Origin of the sequence: Microbacterium sp. NPDC058269 (assembly GCF_042881445.1) — a bacterium.
In the GTDB taxonomy this organism is placed as follows: domain Bacteria; phylum Actinomycetota; class Actinomycetes; order Actinomycetales; family Microbacteriaceae; genus Microbacterium.
Genome location: NZ_JBHVXT010000003.1, coordinates 584,913 through 601,219, shown reverse-complemented (window position 1 = coordinate 601,219; position 16,307 = coordinate 584,913). Strand labels below are relative to the sequence as shown.

At 67.2% G+C, this 16,307-nt stretch carries 16 protein-coding genes; 11 read left to right on the top strand and 5 right to left on the bottom strand.

Annotation, left to right across the window (positions count from 1 at the left end):
- Positions 1-69 precede the first annotated feature (69 nt).
- The 3 genes from ACFVWL_RS16480 to ACFVWL_RS16470 all read left to right on the top strand — a co-directional run bounded on the left by ACFVWL_RS16480 (position 70) and on the right by ACFVWL_RS16470 (position 3,110).
- Entirely contained in the window at positions 70-1,011 is a 942-nt protein-coding gene (locus ACFVWL_RS16480; RefSeq protein WP_387185011.1) for a proteasome assembly chaperone family protein, read from the top strand.
- Between the two features lie 168 nt (positions 1,012-1,179).
- Positions 1,180-2,418: an RNA polymerase sigma factor gene (locus ACFVWL_RS16475; RefSeq protein ID WP_105670126.1), complete on the top strand. Its 1,239-nt coding sequence runs from the start codon at positions 1,180-1,182 to the stop codon at positions 2,416-2,418.
- Entirely contained in the window at positions 2,415-3,110 is a 696-nt protein-coding gene (locus ACFVWL_RS16470; RefSeq protein ID WP_387185008.1) for a coenzyme F420-0:L-glutamate ligase, read from the top strand. The genes ACFVWL_RS16475 and ACFVWL_RS16470 overlap by 4 nt, the downstream gene beginning before the upstream one ends.
- A 75-nt stretch (positions 3,111-3,185) precedes the next feature.
- Here the strand turns inward: ACFVWL_RS16470 and ACFVWL_RS16465 are convergent, their stop codons facing one another.
- A complete protein-coding gene (locus tag ACFVWL_RS16465; protein ID WP_387185005.1) occupies positions 3,186-4,202 on the bottom strand; it encodes a sugar-transfer associated ATP-grasp domain-containing protein in 1,017 nt (338 codons plus the stop codon).
- A gap of 80 nt (positions 4,203-4,282) precedes the next feature.
- On the opposite strand from ACFVWL_RS16465, the gene ACFVWL_RS16460 reads away from it, so the two are divergent.
- Positions 4,283-4,987, top strand: coding sequence for an alanine racemase (locus ACFVWL_RS16460; protein ID WP_387185002.1), 705 nt, complete (start codon positions 4,283-4,285; stop codon positions 4,985-4,987).
- Entirely contained in the window at positions 4,984-6,024 is a 1,041-nt protein-coding gene (locus ACFVWL_RS16455) for an alanine racemase (protein ID WP_387185000.1), read from the top strand. The genes ACFVWL_RS16460 and ACFVWL_RS16455 overlap by 4 nt, the downstream gene beginning before the upstream one ends.
- 58 nt (positions 6,025-6,082) lie before the next feature.
- Here the strand turns inward: ACFVWL_RS16455 and ACFVWL_RS16450 are convergent, their stop codons facing one another.
- Positions 6,083-6,301, bottom strand: a complete 219-nt coding sequence (locus ACFVWL_RS16450; protein ID WP_021200689.1) for a hypothetical protein — start codon at positions 6,299-6,301, stop codon at positions 6,083-6,085.
- A gap of 181 nt (positions 6,302-6,482) precedes the next feature.
- On the opposite strand from ACFVWL_RS16450, the gene ACFVWL_RS16445 reads away from it, so the two are divergent.
- The gene (locus tag ACFVWL_RS16445; RefSeq protein WP_387184996.1) at positions 6,483-8,603 is read left to right on the top strand and encodes a type IIA DNA topoisomerase subunit B; all 2,121 of its coding nucleotides are present in this window, start codon (positions 6,483-6,485) and stop codon (positions 8,601-8,603) included.
- 81 nt (positions 8,604-8,684) lie between these two features.
- Here the strand turns inward: ACFVWL_RS16445 and ACFVWL_RS16440 are convergent, their stop codons facing one another.
- Positions 8,685-11,126 carry a DNA topoisomerase (ATP-hydrolyzing) subunit A gene (locus tag ACFVWL_RS16440; RefSeq protein WP_387184993.1) on the bottom strand — a complete coding sequence of 814 codons (2,442 nt, stop codon included), beginning with the start codon at positions 11,124-11,126 and terminating at the stop codon, positions 8,685-8,687.
- A gap of 44 nt (positions 11,127-11,170) precedes the next feature.
- On the opposite strand from ACFVWL_RS16440, the gene ACFVWL_RS16435 reads away from it, so the two are divergent.
- On the top strand, positions 11,171-12,292 hold the full coding sequence (locus tag ACFVWL_RS16435; protein WP_387184990.1) for an alkaline phosphatase family protein: 1,122 nt from the start codon (positions 11,171-11,173) through the stop codon (positions 12,290-12,292).
- A 70-nt stretch (positions 12,293-12,362) separates the two neighbouring features.
- Here ACFVWL_RS16435 and sepH read toward each other — a convergent pair whose 3' ends face one another.
- Entirely contained in the window at positions 12,363-13,412 is a 1,050-nt protein-coding gene (gene sepH / locus ACFVWL_RS16430) for a septation protein SepH (protein ID WP_387184987.1), read from the bottom strand.
- A gap of 198 nt (positions 13,413-13,610) precedes the next feature.
- Here sepH and ACFVWL_RS16425 point away from each other — a divergent pair, with 198 nt between their 5' ends.
- Positions 13,611-13,904, top strand: a complete 294-nt coding sequence (locus ACFVWL_RS16425; protein WP_029259298.1) for a DUF4193 domain-containing protein — start codon at positions 13,611-13,613, stop codon at positions 13,902-13,904.
- Positions 13,905-14,009: 105 nt separating this feature from the next.
- On the opposite strand, the gene ACFVWL_RS16420 is transcribed toward ACFVWL_RS16425, so the two are convergent.
- Entirely contained in the window at positions 14,010-14,474 is a 465-nt protein-coding gene (locus ACFVWL_RS16420; protein WP_387184985.1) for a DUF3093 domain-containing protein, read from the bottom strand.
- Between the two features lie 12 nt (positions 14,475-14,486).
- Here ACFVWL_RS16420 and dut point away from each other — a divergent pair, with 12 nt between their 5' ends.
- Genes dut through ACFVWL_RS16405 form a run of 3 tightly spaced genes read left to right on the top strand, consistent with a single transcriptional unit; the run spans position 14,487 to position 16,271 of the window.
- Entirely contained in the window at positions 14,487-14,960 is a 474-nt protein-coding gene (gene dut, locus ACFVWL_RS16415) for a dUTP diphosphatase (RefSeq protein WP_387184983.1), read from the top strand.
- Positions 14,953-15,540, top strand: a complete 588-nt coding sequence (locus tag ACFVWL_RS16410) for a DUF3710 domain-containing protein (protein ID WP_387184981.1) — start codon at positions 14,953-14,955, stop codon at positions 15,538-15,540. Before dut ends, ACFVWL_RS16410 begins: the two co-directional genes overlap by 8 nt.
- Positions 15,537-16,271 carry a DUF3159 domain-containing protein gene (locus ACFVWL_RS16405; RefSeq protein ID WP_387184979.1) on the top strand — a complete coding sequence of 245 codons (735 nt, stop codon included), beginning with the start codon at positions 15,537-15,539 and terminating at the stop codon, positions 16,269-16,271. Before ACFVWL_RS16410 ends, ACFVWL_RS16405 begins: the two co-directional genes overlap by 4 nt.
- Positions 16,272-16,307 lie beyond the last annotated feature (36 nt).

The following is a 16,307-nucleotide window of genomic DNA, read 5'->3' as shown; positions in this document are numbered from 1 at the left end:
CCTGCGCGTGTTCGCTCTCAGCATGATGCTCCGGGCCCCGGTATCCGGCCCTGCTCGTAGCATGGAGGCATGCCCTTCTCCGGTGAGATCCACGAACGCGTCGCGAATGCGCCGACAGTGCCGCACGGCCTGCCCCTGGTGCTGCTTCTCACCGGTTTCACGGACGCAGGCAGCGCGGTGTCCGGCTTGATCGATCACCTCCGGGAGACCGCGTCGCCGGAGCCCATCGTGGTGTTCGAGAACGACGCGCTGCTCGACTACCGCGCACGTCGCCCGGTCATCTCATTCGATCAGGACCACCTCACCGAGTTCACGCCACCGCGGCTCGAGCTGTCGCTCGCAACGGACGCGCTCGGTCGTCCCTTCCTGCTCCTCGCCGGCTACGAGCCAGACTTCGCGTGGAACCTCTTCGCGAGCACCGTTCTCGCCCTGGCCACCGAGTTCGAGGTCTCAGGTCTGCACTGGGTGCACTCGATCGCGATGCCCGTGCCGCACACACGCCCGATCGGCACGACGGTCAGCGGCAACCGCCGCGAACTGACCGTCGCACATTCCGTGTGGCGTCCGCGCACGCAGGTGCCGGCGACCGCGGGTCACCTCCTCGAGTTCCGCTTCGTCGAGCGCGGCGACCGCGCAGTCGGTTTCGTCCTGCTCGTGCCGCACTACCTCGCGGAGACCGAGAACCCGGATGCGGTCATCGCCGCGGCGGAGAGGCTGATGGCCTCGACCGGCCTCGTGCTGATGCTGGACGCCGTGCAGGAGCGCCGCGAGGACTACCTGACGCGCGTCGACGAGCAGGTGGCGGGCAACGACGAGCTGCAGCAGATGGTGCACAACCTGGAGCGTCGCTATGACGCCTACATGGCGGGACGCAACCCTGACGACGACTCCTACGACGAGGGTGGCTTCAGTGAGCGCGACCTCCCCAGCGCCGATGAACTCGCGGCCGAATTGGAGCGCTATCTGGCCTCGCGTCCGTCGGGCGATGAGGACAAGCCCGGCCGCGGTTGAGACGGATCCACGAGAACTTCGTCGGAATGCGTCTGCATCGCCACACGTGTGCGATACTAGGACTCTGACCCGTTGTCAATCAGTGTTTTCGAGCGCTGGACTTGACAAGGGTCTTACTAGTGTCCGAAATGTCCCGGGGCTACACAGCAGCTCCGTGAAAGGCGAAACGTGACTCCTGCCACGACGAAGAACACCCGGACGAAGAAGGCTGCCGAAGAGACGACCGCCGACGCTCCGGTCGAGGCCGATGCGCCCGAGAAGCCCGCGCCCCTGAGTGCGGCGAAGCGTGCGGCCGCGAAGCGCGCCCCCGTCAAGAAGAAGAAGTCCGAGGACGTCGTCGAAGAAGACGAGGCGCCCGCAGCAGCTGCTGTGGAGGACGACGAAGACGAGGACGCGAAGCCGAAGTTCACCGAGCCGCTGCCGACCGGCGCGATCGTCATCTCGTCGAACGACGATGAGGACGTTCCCGTCTACTCGACGCAGATCACCGGTGCGACGGCCGACCCCGTCAAGGACTACCTGAAGCAGATCGGAAAGGTCGCGCTCCTGAACGCGGCCGAAGAGGTCGAGCTCGCGATGCGCATCGAGGCGGGTCTTTTCGCCGAGGAGAAGCTGTCGGCCATGTCTGCGGCCGAGAAGACGAGCCAGCTCGGCCTCGACCTGCAGTGGGTCGCCCGTGACGGTCAGCGCGCCAAGAGCCACCTTCTGGGCGCGAACCTGCGCCTCGTCGTCTCGCTCGCCAAGCGCTACACCGGTCGTGGCATGCAGTTCCTGGACCTGATCCAAGAGGGCAACCTCGGTCTCATCCGCGCGGTCGAGAAGTTCGACTACACCAAGGGCTTCAAGTTCTCGACGTACGCCACCTGGTGGATCCGTCAGGCGATCACCCGTGCCATGGCCGACCAGGCGCGCACGATCCGCATCCCGGTGCATATGGTCGAGGTCATCAACAAGCTCGCCCGAGTGCAGCGTCAGATGCTGCAGGACCTCGGTCGCGAACCCACTCCGGAAGAGCTCAGCCGCGAACTCGACATGACGCCGGAGAAGGTCGTCGAGGTGCAGAAGTACGGCCGCGAGCCGATCTCCCTGCACACCCCGCTGGGTGAAGATGGCGACAGCGAGTTCGGTGACCTCATCGAGGACACCGAGGCCGTGGTCCCCGCCGATGCCGTGGGCTTCACGATGCTGCAGCGTCAGCTCGAGCAGCTGCTCGACTCGCTCTCCGAGCGCGAGGCCGGCGTGATCCGCATGCGCTTCGGCCTGGGCGACGGTCAGCCGAAGACCCTCGACCAGATCGGCGACACGTTCGGTGTGACGCGTGAGCGCATCCGCCAGATCGAGTCGAAGACCATGGCGAAGCTGCGTCACCCGAGTCGCTCGCAGTCCCTGCGGGACTACCTCGAATGAGCCAGGCGAACGAAGGCAAGGCGCTCGAGGCGAACGTCGACGGCAAGAGCTATGCGCGCATCCCGTTGCGCACCCGCGTGGTCATGCCCGAGGACGACCTCGACGCGATCATCACGGAGTACGCGAAGGACGCCGTACAGCCGGGCGACCTGCTGTTCGTGACCGAGAAGATCGTGGCGATCACGCAGGGGCGCTCGTACCGTCTCGACGAGATCACGCCGCGCAAACTCGCTCTGTTCCTCTCCAAGTACGTCACCCGTACGCCGTACGGCATCGGGCTCGGTATGCCGGAGACCATGGAGATGGCGCTGCGGGAGTGCGGTACTCCGCGGATCCTGTTCGCGTCCGCCGTGGCAGCAGTCACCAAGGCTTTCGGTCGTCGTGGTGATTTCTACCGCATCGCGGGCGACAAGGCACGCGCGATCGACGGTCCGACCAAGCACACCATCCCTCCGTACAACGAGGCCGTCGTGCTCGGCCCGAAGGACCCGGACGGCGTCGCTGCACATCTGAAGACGCTGATCGGCGGACAGGCGGAGGTCGCGGTGGTCGACATCAACGACCTCGGCGGCAACATCCTCGGCTCGACGCTCGACAAGGACGGCGAGCGTCGGCTCGTCAAGATCCTCGGCGACAACCCGCTGGGACAGGGGCTGGAGTCCACGCCGCTCGGCATCGTCCGCGCGGTCTGAGTCGCACGGACTGATTCACACAGAACAACGAAGAAGGCCCCGGATACTCAGCATCCGGGGCCTTCTTCATTGCTCTCAGAAGCCGATGACTTCGCGGTAGCGGGGCTTGTGGCCCGTGCGGATGCCCGTGACGCTGGGCTTGTTCTCGTACACACCGGCTCCCCAGTTACCCTCGACGAGGACGGGACCGTCCGGTGAGACGACGATGTCCCAGCCGACGTACTGCACCTGCGGCACGACACGGGCGACCTTGTCGATGAACGCGCGCACCTCGTCCATGTAGGGCAGCTGGAAGTCTGCGATGCGGAAGCCCGAGTCCGGATGGGTCTCATGCACGTGTCCGTGCGAGTCGTAGCCGGCGCCGACGGCATGACCGTTCTCATCGAGCATCGTGTAGAAGCCGCCGAACGTCATCTGATCGCTCACCGCGCCGCGACCGAACTTCTGGGCCATCGCGAGGATGTGCGCCTTCTCACCGTCGAAGAAGGCGGTGATTCGTGTCGTGTTCACGGTGCCGGGGCAGACGGCCGCCAGCGCATCGTGCTGACGGATGACTTCTTCGATGAGCAGCTCACCCCGTGCCAGCAGTCCCCGGTGGAACTCGTTCCAGTCCTCGATGTTGGCGGCGTGGTAGCGGTGGACTCCCGTGCCGGCCTGTCCGACCGGCTCCTTCGTGACGATCGTGCCGAGGCGCTGCGTGAGCTCTCGGACGGCGTCAGCGTTGCCCTCTTCGACGATCATCCACTCGCGGTGCAGGTGCTCGGAGAACTGCTTGTCGAACTCCACTTTGTCCTGGAAGATCCAGCGGTAGTCCGGGTGGTCGTACTTTTGCGAGAGCTGGTTCGACACCGGGTGAGTCATATAGGTCTCGCGCTCGGCCTTCGTCAGCATGGCGAAGTCGTAGTCGATGTAGTCCTGGAACCCGACGTTGTGGCGCGCGGCCGACCAGAGCATGTCGACGACGATCGCGGGGACCGCCTTGTGGTGCTGCTCGGATGCCTCCTTGGCGCGTTCCACCACCGATCCGACGTCGATGCGGCGGGCACGTCCCATCAGGTAGCGGATGCGGGGCGCGAGGGAAAGACGAGACATGAGGCTCCAGGGTCGGGGTCCCCACCAGTCTACGGGGGCCGGGGAGGCCGACCTGGGAGCCGGAAGCTAGGCTGGAACACGTGTGTGACACGACTTCCAGCTCCCTGCCGCGTGCGATGATCTCCCGCTCCGCCCTTGCGGCAGGAGCGTCGGCGGCGGTGGCAGCCGGCGGTCGCGTGGCCGATCTCCGCCGCGACGCGTGGGGGCACGGTGTCCTCGCCGTCGCTCAGGTCGTGACCGCAGCCGGTGCCGAGCATGTGCTCGTCGATGCACAGGGTGAGGTCGAGGCATTGCAGCTCGAGGGAATCCACGGTGTCACCGTCGCTGAGCCGGATATCGACTCGGCTCTCCTCTACGGGCTTCCTGATTCGTCGGCGAGCCTCGCGACCCGTCCAGTGATGCGGCTGACCGGTCGTGTTCTGTCCACCAAGCGCCTCCGCTCGGGAGACGCCGTCTCCTACGGCTACACATATCGCGCGGCTCAGGAGACCACCGTGGCACTCGTGACCGGCGGGTACGCGCAGGGCGTCGTACGGGCGCTGGGCAATCACGCCGACGTGGAGATCGATGGCGTGGCCAGGCCCATCGTCGGACGAGTCGCCATGGACGTCTGCGTGGTAGACCTGCAGGGTGCCGACGTCGTTGCGAACGCGGAGGTCACCTACTTCGGGGGCGAGGGGCCGGCAGCCTCCGGCGTCTCGCGCTGGGCAGACATCACCGGGATGAGCCCAGCGGAGCTGATCACGGTCGCCGGCGCGCACGCCGTGCGGGGGTGGGAGGCATGAGCCGTCCCGAGATACGTCTGAGCAGCGCCATCTTCCGAGCCAACATCGCTGCGGTGCGCGCGCGAGTAGCCCCGTCGACATTGATGCTCGTGCTCAAGGACGATGCGTACGGTCACGGACTCTCCTGGGCGGTGGACGCGGCATTGGATGCGGGCGTCGACTGGTTCGGCAGCTACGACATCCGCACCGGACTCTCCGTGCGCAGGATCGCCGGCGGCGACGCCCGGATCTTCGCATGGGCGACGTCGACCGATGCCGAGATCGACGATGCGATGATGCAGCGGATCGACCTCGGTGTCGGCACGATCGACTACCTGCGGCGCATCATCGCGCGCGCGGAGGCGCTCGGAACTGCGGCCCGCGTGCACCTGAAGATCGACACGGGGCTGCACCGCAACGGGATACTGCCGGAGGACTGGGCATCGGCGGTGGTCGAAGCGCGACGGGCCGAGCAGGCGGGGTTCCTGGAGCTCGACGGAGTATGGAGCCATATCGCCGAGGCGAGTGACGCTGACGACGACATCGCCCAACAGGCGTTCCTCGATGCGGTCCGCATCGTGGGGGAGTCCGGCGCGATCCCCGCTGCACTGCACCTGACCGCGTCAGCAGCCTCGTGGTGGCGCCCAGAGCTGCGGGGAACGGTCTCACGTATAGGAGCGTTCTGCTATGGAATCCGATCCGCGGACGGCCCGGAACTCGAGGGAATCCGTCCGGCGGCAAGCCTGATCGCGACGGTCACCGACCTCGATGGCGATCGCGTGACGATCGGCATCGGGAGCTTCGACGGACTTCCCTCGACGCTGTCCGGAAGCCTCGTCGGCACCCCCGGTGGAGCGCGCACGCTGTTGTCGGTCGATCACACGTCGTCGAGCGTCGAAGGGTGGCCCGGAATGCGCGTCGGTGACGAGGTCATGCTGTTCGGCCCGGGGGACCATGGTGAGCGCTCGGCGACGACGCTCGCCGAGCGGATCGATACCGTGGGAGAAGAGATCCTCACCCGGCTCACGCCGCGCGTGCGAAGGGTCGTCGCCGACTGATCAGCGCCTGCCGGCCAGTGTCAGCTGATCGAACTCAGCGACAGGAGTCGGTGTTCGCTCAGACCGTCTCGACGAGGCGCGCGGTCTCGTCGTGCCAGCTGGTGGCGATGCTGCGGAGCTTCTCTTCGTACTTGCGCCCGTGGTGGGCGCAGAACAGAAGCTCGGATCCGTTGACCTCAGCGGCGATATACGCCTGAGCGCCGCATGAATCACAACGATCCATGGCGGTCAGGCGGAACTCGACGGTGGAGGTGTCACGTTCGGTCGTTGCGTTCATCTCGGTGCCTCCTCGGGTGTCGGCTTCGCTGGGGGATTTGAACAATACAACCACGATCCACCTGTAGGCATGCCCGGTTTGCGGCGTGTTTCGCTCAGCGCGTACGCGCTCCCCTCCGGGTCCTCTTTCCCGGGGAGTGTCTGCGGAGCCGGAGAGCCTCGCGAGATTAGACTCGGAGATTGTGAATGCCGAGTACTCCGCCCATCATCTCCAGGTGCTTGAAGGCCTCGAGGCCGTCCGCAAGCGCCCAGGGATGTACATCGGGTCGAACGGGTCGCCCGGGCTCATGCACTGCCTCTGGGAGATCATCGACAACTCCGTCGACGAGGCGGTCGCCGGCAACGGCACGAAGATCGACATCATCCTGCATGCCGACGGCAGCGTGGAGGTGCACGACCGCGGGCGCGGCATTCCCGTCGACGTGGAACCGCGCACCGGCCTGACCGGTGTGGAGGTCGTCTACACCAAGCTGCACGCCGGCGGAAAGTTCGGCGGCGGCTCGTACGCCGCATCCGGCGGCCTGCACGGCGTCGGCGCCTCCGTGGTGAACGCCCTCTCCGAACGCCTCGACGTCGAGGTCGATCGTGGCGGCAAGACCTACGCGATGTCATTCCATCGCGGTGAGCCCGGCATCTTCGCGGACACCGGCGAGAAGCGTCCGGACGCGCCCTTCACTCCCTTCCAGGAGAAGAGCGAGCTCCGGGTCATCGGCAAGGCGCCCCGCGGCGTGACCGGCACACGCGTCCGTTACTGGGCAGATCGGCAGATCTTCACCAAGGACGCCGCGTTCCAGCTCTCCGAGCTCGAGACGCGCGCACGACAGACGGCGTTCCTCGTGCCGGGACTCGAGATCGAGGTCGCCGACAAACGGACGAATCGTCCCGACGCTCCCGAGCTCGGATCCGAGGATGCGGATTCCACCGGAACGGTGACCTCCTACCTCTACGAGGGCGGGATCTCCGAGTTCGTCGACTACCTGGCGATCGATCCGCCGGTGACGGACAACTGGCGCATCCAGGGAGAGGGAACCTTCAAGGAGACCGTTCCGGTCCTGCAGGCCGACGGGCATATGGTCGCCACCGAGGTGGAGCGCGTGTGCGCCGTCGACATCGCGCTGCGGTGGGGCACCGGCTATGACACGCGAGTGCGTTCGTTCGTCAACATCATCGCGACCCCCAAGGGCGGAACCCATCAGCAGGGCTTCGAGCAGGAGCTCCTCAAGGTGCTCCGCACGCAGGTGGAGCAGAACGCCCGCCGTCTCAAAGTCGGGAACGACAAGCTCGAGAAGGACGATGTCCTCGCCGGATTGACGGCGGTGCTCACGGTGAACGTGCCCGAGCCGCAGTTCGAGGGACAGACGAAGGAGATTCTCGGCACTCCGGCCGTGCGTCAGATCGTTGCCCAGGTGATCCGCAAGGACCTGGCGCAGCGCTTCGGCTCGACCAAGCGCGACGACAAGAACCAGGCCTCTCAGCTGCTGGACAAGATCGTCTCCGAGATGAAGGCGCGCGTGTCGGCGCGTGCGCACAAGGAGACGCAGCGACGGAAGAATGCGCTGGAATCATCGACCCTTCCGACGAAGCTCGTCGACTGCCGCACGAACGAGGTCGAACGCAGCGAGCTCTTCATCGTCGAGGGCGATTCGGCGCTGGGCACCGCCAAGAACGCGCGCAACAGCGAGTTCCAGGCGCTGCTGCCGATCCGAGGGAAGATCCTCAACGTGCAGAAGGCATCCGTGGGCGACATGCTCTCGAACACCGAGTGCGCATCCATCATCCAGGTGATCGGGGCGGGTTCCGGCCGGACGTTCGACATCGACGCGGCCCGCTACGGCAAGATCATCCTGATGAGCGACGCCGACGTCGACGGTGCGCACATCCGCACCCTGCTGCTCACGCTGTTCTTCCGGTACATGCGACCGCTGATCGAGCACGGGCGCGTGTTCGCCGCCGTTCCGCCGTTGCATCGAGTCATCGTGATCAACCCCGGATCGAAGCCGAACGAGACGATCTACACCTACAGCGAGCAGGAGATGCACACGCTGCTGGCGAAGCTCCGCAAGGCGGGCAAGCGCTGGCACGAACCGATCCAGCGCTACAAGGGCCTCGGTGAGATGGATGCAGAGCAGCTGGCCAACACCACCATGGACCGCTCGGGGCGTCTGCTGCGCCGTGTGCGCATGGAGGATGCGGAGGCCGCCGGTCGTGTGTTCGAGCTCCTGATGGGTAATGAGGTCGCACCGCGTCGCGAGTTCATCATCGACTCCTCCGACCGGCTGTCGCGCGAGTCGATCGACGCCTGAGTCGGCCACACGAAAGAAGCCGGCCGGGTGGACACCCGGCCGGCTTCTTCGCTGCAGGCGGTCACGCCGCCCGCGGTGCACTCAGACGATCGTGCGGCCGATGCTGCCGATGACGCCTTCGACGGGTTGGCCGGAGGCGTCACGACGCGCACCGGTTTCCGGGAGCTTGCGCACGGCGCCGGTCGGGTCGACAGCCTGCGGCGGCTGGGGGCCGACCCACGCGACCGTGAGACGGTCCTCGCCCTTCAGGAACGCGTGAGCGCGCACACCGCCCGTGGCGCGGCCCTTGGCCGGATACTCGGCGAACGACGAGACCTTGGCGCGGCCCGGCTCCGTGCCGGGAAGCGCACTGTCGCCGCCGGAGACCGTGGCGACCACGGACTCGGCGGCGGGATCGACGACACCGAAGAACAGCACCGATGCCCCGGAGCCGAGCTTGACGCCGGCCATTCCGCCCGCCGGGGCACCCTGTGGGCGCACGGTCGATGCCGGGAAGTGGAGTAGCTGCGCGTCGGTCGTCACGAACACCAGCTCGGCATCATCCGGCGCCTCAGCCGCTCCTACGACCGTGTCACCCGGCTTCATTCCGATGACCTCGAGGTCGGGACGCACGGGGAGGGTCGACGGAACGATGCGCTTGACCGTGCCCTGGGCGGTGCCGAGCGCGATCGGGGTCTCGCTGTCGAATCGCACGAAGCCGAGGATGCGCTCGCCCTTGGTCGTGATGCCGAGGTAGTCGCGCAGCGGGGTACCCGCCGCGAGCTGCACGGAGGTGGCAGGCACGGACGGGAGGTCGACAGGGGAGAAGCGGACCACGCGACCGAGGCTCGTGAGTGCGCCCAGTTCGGCGCGGACCGTGGTCTCGACCGTGGTCAGGATCGCATCGTGCTTGCTGCGGCGCGCCGGAACGGTGAGTTCCTGGCCCTCGCCGAGGTCGACGCGGACGGTGCGACCTGTGGTCGAGAGCACGAGCACGGTGGGTGCATCGGCGATCTGCAGGTCGACCGCGCCCTTGGTCGCGCGGGGCTTCGGGGGAGCGGCGTTCATCAGCAGCGTGCGCCGCGGGGTGCCGTAGGCATCGGCCGCGGCGTCGAGTTCCTTCGCGACCGCGGCGCGAAGCAGCACGGGGCTGCCGAGGAGCTCGCGGAGGGCGGCGATCTCGGCCAGCAACGCGTCACGTTCGGTCTCGAGCTCGATCCGCGAGAACTTCGTCAGGCGGCGCAGGCGCAGCTCGAGGATGTACTCCGCCTGGAGTTCGCTGAGATCGAAGACCGAACGCAGCCGGGTGCGGGCCTGCTCGGAGTCGTCGGACGAGCGGATGACCTGGATGACCTCGTCGATGTCGAGGATCGCGATGAGCAGACCCTCCACCAGGTGCAGACGCTCCTCGCGCCGCTTCAGGCGGTATCGACTGCGTCGGGTGATGACCTCGAGGCGGTGGCCCACGTAGACGCTCAGCATCTCCTTGAGGCCGAGCGTGCGCGGCTGGCCTTCGACCAGAGCGACGTTGTTGATGCTGAAGGAGTCCTCCAGCGGGGTCAGCCGGTACAGCTGCTCCAGCACGGCGTTCGGGTCGAAGCCCGTCTTGATGCCGATCGCGACGCGAAGACCGTGGTTGCGGTCGGTGAGGTCGGTGACGTCGCTGATCCCTTGCAGCTTCTTCGCCTGCACGGCGTCGCGGATCTTCTCGAGCAATCGCTCGGGGCCGACCATGTACGGCAGCTCCGACACGATGATGCCGGTGCGCCGGGGGCCGAGAGGCTCGATCGAGGTCTTGCCTCGCACCTTGAGGGCGCCGCGTCCGTTCGTGTAGGCGTCCTTGACGCCGTCGAGCCCCATCAGGATTCCGCCGGAGGGGAAGTCGGGGCCGGGGACGAACTCCATCAGCTCTTCGGTGGTCGCATCCGGGTTCTCGAGCAGGTGCGTAGCCGCAGCGACGACCTCGATGAGGTTGTGCGGCGCCATGTTGGTCGCCATGCCCACCGCGATGCCGCTGGCGCCGTTGACCAGGAGATTGGGGAAGGCAGCCGGAAGCACGGCCGGCTGCTGGAACTGCCCGTCGTAGTTCGGGATGAAGTCGACGACGTCCTCGTCGAGGTTCTCGGTGAGCGCCAGGGCGGCAGCGGCGAGCCGTGCCTCGGTGTATCGGGCGGCCGCCGGCCCGTCGTCGAGGGATCCGAAGTTTCCGTGCCCGTCGACCAGGGGGACGCGCAGCGCCCACTCTTGAGCGAGGCGCACCAGCGCGTCGTAGATCGCGGAGTCACCATGGGGGTGAAGCTTTCCCATGACCTCGCCGACGACGCGCGCGCTCTTGACGTGACCACGGTCGGGACGCAGGCCCATCTCGGCCATCTGATAGAGGATGCGGCGTTGCACCGGCTTCAGACCGTCGCGCGCGTCGGGCAGAGCGCGCGAGTAGATCACCGAATATGCGTACTCGAGGAACGAGCCCTGCATCTCGGTGGAGAGGTCGATGTCCTGGATGCGCTCCTCGACAGGCTCGGGCGGCGGGGTTTTCGGCATGGACTTCCTGAGGGCATACGGGAGCCTGTGTCAGACTGGCTCGGATGTCCTTCATGCTACCGTCCGCGCCGCTGAGTGCCCGGAGTGTCGTCGGGGTGGCGGACGACCTGTTCACCGCACTCCGAGGCGAATCCGAGGTGCTGCCACGCGCGGACTCGGTCGTTCTCGTCGTGGTCGACGGGCTGGGTGCGATCAGCTTGCGCGGTCATGCCGGACATGCACGGGCGCTGACGTCGGGAATGGCGAAGAAGGACGTGGCACAGTCGGTCTTCCCCTCGACCACGGCGGCGGCGCTCACCAGCATCGTCACCGGGGTGTGGCCGGGGGAGCACGGACTCGTCGGCTACCGCGTGCTCGATCCGAGCCGTGACGTGCTCGTCAACCAGCTCAGCGGCTGGGAGACCGACGGGATCGATCCCTTCACCTGGCAGGCGGCCCCCACCATCTTCGAGCGGGCGGGCCGCGACGGGCATGCGAGCTTCGCCGTCGGTTTCGCCGGGTACGCGCACAGCGGCTTCACCAAGGCCACCCTTCGCGGCGCCGAGTTCGTGGCAGCGACCACGGCCGCATCGCGGGTCGAAGCCGCGTATGACCTCGCCCAGGCTCACCCGGGATCGCTGGTCTACTGCTACCTTCCCGAGGTCGACAAGGCCGGCCACAAGTACGGCATCGCCTCGTCGGAGTGGGTCGCGGCGTTGGAGGACGTCGATGCCGCACTCTCCGCACGCGTGCCCCCGGGTGTCGGCGTCGTGGTCACCTCGGATCACGGCATGGTCGACGTGGCGCCGAACCGACAGGTCGTCCTGGAGGAGGCTCACCTCGAGGGCATCCGACACGTCGGCGGAGAGCCGCGCATGCTGCACGTCTACCTGGAGCCAGAGTCGAACGCCGACGCGGTGACCGCACGATGGCGTGCCGACCTCGAAGGAGTGGCCGACGTGGTCACGCGCGATGAGGCGGTGCAGGCAGGACTCTTCGGGCCGACGGTCAGCGATGCGGCATCGTCCCGGATCGGCGACCTGCTGGCGATCGCCCGCGGATCCTGGGCGGTGTACGACGGTACGGCTGCCGACCAGCGCGGACGGGGGATGGTCGGCCAGCACGGAGCGATCACGCCCGAGGAACGGCAGGTTCCCGTGATCAGGCTCGGTGCTTTCGCACGCTGACGCAGATCTCCGGAACTGCGGTCAGATGAAACTCACCGGACACCGGGACGAACTCACGTCGGTGCGAGTCTCACTCATCGGTGCGAGCGCCGAAGACGATCTCGTCCCAGGACGGCATCGCGTTCCGACGGCGTCGCCGACCGGGGGAGTCGCCGGAGTCGGAACTGGTCGGCTGCGGCGCAGGCTGCTGCGGCTCCGGCTCGTCATCCGGCTCCTCCAGAGACTCGAACAGGGAGATCGGACTCGGGTTCGGGCGGTCCGTCTCCTCGACATCGTCGAGCAGGGGCGCCGTCTCCCTCTGGCCGCGACGCCGACGAAGCGCCTCCAGGAGGTCGGCCGTCTCCGGACTCGTGGTCTGGGCGGCCGGAGCGCGCTTGATCGCCGCATCCTGCGCAGCGGCGTCGGAGCGCTCGGGCAGGGACGGGTCTTCGACCTCTGCGTCGGGCGCGGGCAGCAGACGAGGGCCGAAAGCGCCGGAGTCGAAGCGACTCTCGTCCTTGTACGGCGAGGTGATCCGGTCGGCGTCCACGGCACGCAGGCGGGGGATGAGGCCTTCCGGCAGGGAACCCTGCCGGGACAACTGCGTGGCGTCGGCGTTGAGGGGCGACAGTGCGCTGCGGCGCGGATCGAAACTCCAGCGGGCATCGTGCTCGACGTCGTTGGCCGTGAACTCGAGCTTGATGGTCCAGCCCGAGTCCTCCTTCCAACTCGCCCAACGCTCTGACGTGGCCTCGACTTCAGCGAGCTTGGCGCGGACGGCGACGCCGAAGGTCGGCTGGGCATCGGGCTCGACCTCGCTGCCGATGAGTACCGGCACCGCGAGCGCCTGTCCGATCACATGCTCACGCTCGGCGAGAACGGGTCCTTCGAAGCGGGCGACGTCGTCGACGCTGATGCCGAGCAACTCGGCGACCTCGGGCGCGGTGAGGCCGGCACGGATCTGCGCCTGGATGTCGCGCGGGCTGGCGGCGAGCTTCTGGGCGGTCGGCTCGCTCTGACGGGTGGCGCGACGGATCTCGCGCTGCAGCATGTCGTCGATGGGCAGCGCGAACCGCTCGCCCGACTCGGTCGCGAGTACCAGGACTCCTGCTTCTGTGCCGACGATGGTGACGTTTTCCATGCGAATGCCCCTCTGATGGGTGTTCGTTCATGGTGTCACGCGCGGGGCGTCTGGGCCGGGAATACCCTGGGCGTGCCGTGAGTTTCCTCTGTCGCACGGACGAGCATTTGCGTTATGTCGTCTGGTCGTGCAAACTATGGCCGCCGAATACCCGACGGCGCACCACCCACTCGCACCATGAAAGTGGAGATCTACCGCATGGCAACCGATTACGACGCCCCCCGAAAGAGCGAAGACGACTCCGAGTCGATCGAAGCCCTGAAGGAGCGTGTGCCGGACAAGCTTTCCGGCTCAAGCGGGGACGAAGACTCCGACAACCCGTCGAGCTTCGACCTTCCGGGTGCCGACCTCTCCGACCTCGAGCTCGACGTCGTCGTGCTGCCCGCGCAGCAGGACGAGTTCACGTGCATGAGCTGCTTCCTCGTGAAGCACCGCTCACAGCTCGACCACGAGGGCGCATCCGGGCCCATCTGCAAGGAGTGCGCTGCGTAAGCAGTCCTCCGAGCGACGTATCACGCGCCCCCGACCACCACGGTCAGGGGCGCGCTGTCGTATGCGGGTGGCCTGTGCCGGTGCTGTCCGCTGTAACGGTTCTGTTCAGGGCTGAGAAGCACGGATCGCCGCGACCAGACGGTCCGGCGTTCGAGTGGAGATCGTCCAGGCCTCGACTGGATCGTCCTGGTCGAGGTTCGGGACCACGACGATGCCGTCGATGCCGCCGCGGATCAGGTGCCACCCGCGCGCCGGGAGTCCGGGGCCACGGGCATGGCGGGCCTCGTCGCCGGTCAGAGCGACGGGTTCGCCGAGGTGTTTCGTGTCGATGTGTGCGCGGCCGGCCCTCAACTCCGATCCGACGACGGAGACGACCGGTGTGGCGACGATGAAGGCCAGCACCAGCAGGGCCGACACGGCCGCACCGAGGATGAGTGCGACGGTCGAACCGATCGGCACGAAGACCAGCGAGACCATGGGCCCGGCGACCGCGACGGTCACGAGCAGCCAGAGGCTCGGTGAGAGTCTTTCGCGGTAGCGGGGACGTGTGTCCGTGGTGGGGTTCTGCATTAGCCTCATGGGGTGACCGATTCCGTTGATGTCCCCATTATCGCTGCAGTGGTGCCCGGGTATGCGCATCCGGGCGACGCCGGTGCCGATCTGGTCGCGGCGGAAGCCGTGCACCTCGAGCCGGGGGAGCGCGCCCTCGTGCCGACGGGCGTCAGCATCGCTCTGCCTGACGGGTACGCCGCGTTCGTCGTCCCGCGCAGCGGCCTCGCGGCGAAGCACGGTATCTCGATCGTGAACTCGCCGGGCACCGTGGATGCCGGGTACCGCGGCGAGATCAAGGTCAGCCTGATCAATACGGATACCAAGAGCGCGTACGATGTGGCGGTCGGCGATCGTATCGCGCAGCTGATCATCATGCCGGTCACGCGCGCCACGTTCATCCCGGTCGACGAGCTGCCGGACAGCGTCCGCGGTGCCGGTGGGTTCGGTTCCACCGGGTACCAGGCGGCGACCCACCAGAACGAAGCAGGACAGGCCAATGACTGACAACAACGAGACCCCTTCGAAGTCGGCACCGCTGAATCGTGCCACCGACGGTCCCTTCGACGATTCCGAGGCGAACCCGGTCCGCCCGTACATCGACCTCGGCGGCATCAAGATCCTGCCGCGCGAGGGCCTGAACCTGCGCCTCGAGGTCGAGGAGCAGTCGAAGCGCATCGTGGCGGTCGGCCTCGACTACGCGGATTCGTCTCTCCAGGTGCAGCCCTTCGCAGCTCCGCGAACCGGCGGTTTGTGGGACGAGACGCGCGTACAGCTGCGCGAGCAGGTGAAGGCGCAGGGCGGACGCGTCGAAGAGCGCGAAGGCCCGCTGGGCAAGGAGCTCCTCGCTGAGGTCCCCGCCACGGCGGCGGAAGGATCCGGTCTGCGTCTCGCTCGCTTCATCGGTATCGACGGTCCGCGCTGGTTCCTCCGTGGCGTGATCGGTGGAGCAGGCGCCTCGGACCCCGATGCGGCGGAGAAGGTGGAAGACCTCTTCCGCTCGATCGTGGTCGTCCGCGGCGGATCTCCGATGCCTCCGCGTGACTTGATCCCCCTCAAGATGCCGGCGACCCCGGGTTCGGCGTGAGCGCTCCCGAACCCGACGCCGAACGCGAGAAGAGCACCTCCGAGATCCTCGGGGAAGCTCTCGGCGGCGTCGCGCGTCGCGCAGGTCTCGACCCTGCGGAGAGCTCGACCACGCACAAGGTCGTCTGGTCCGCGATGGGAGGGTGGCGCGGCATCCTCGAGTCGGTGCTGCCCAGCCTCGCGTTCGTCATCATCTTCACGATCCGCCCCGAGCCGCTGATCCTCTCGCTCGGGATCTCGGTCGGCCTGGCGGCGGTCTTCACGATCGTCCGGCTCGTGCAGAAGTCGCCGCCGTCGGCCGCGCTCGGCGGTCTCATCGCCGCAGTCGCCGCTGCCGCGCTGGCGCTGTGGACCGGACGAGGCGCGGACAACTTCGTCCCCGGACTCATCACGAACGCGGTCTACGGATCGGTGATCCTGGTGTCGGCTCTGATCGGGTGGTCGCTGATCGGCCTCGCCGTCGGATTCCTGATGGGGGAGGGCACCACCTGGCGCGACGATCGTCGAAAGCGTCGGGCCTACTTCTGGCTCGGGATCGCCTGGGCCGCGCTGTTCTTCGCCCGTCTGGCCGTGCAGCTGCCGCTCTATCTCGCCGGGGACGTCACGGCTCTCGGCACGCTCAAGCTCATCATGGGGCTCCCGCTGTTCGCCCCGCTCATCGCCGTCACGTGGCTGGTCGTTCGCGCGCTCCACCCGCGCGTGCCCGCGCGCGAGGATGCTCCCGAGGCGTGATAGATTTATCTTGACATCAAGATAAATCGCAGGCTT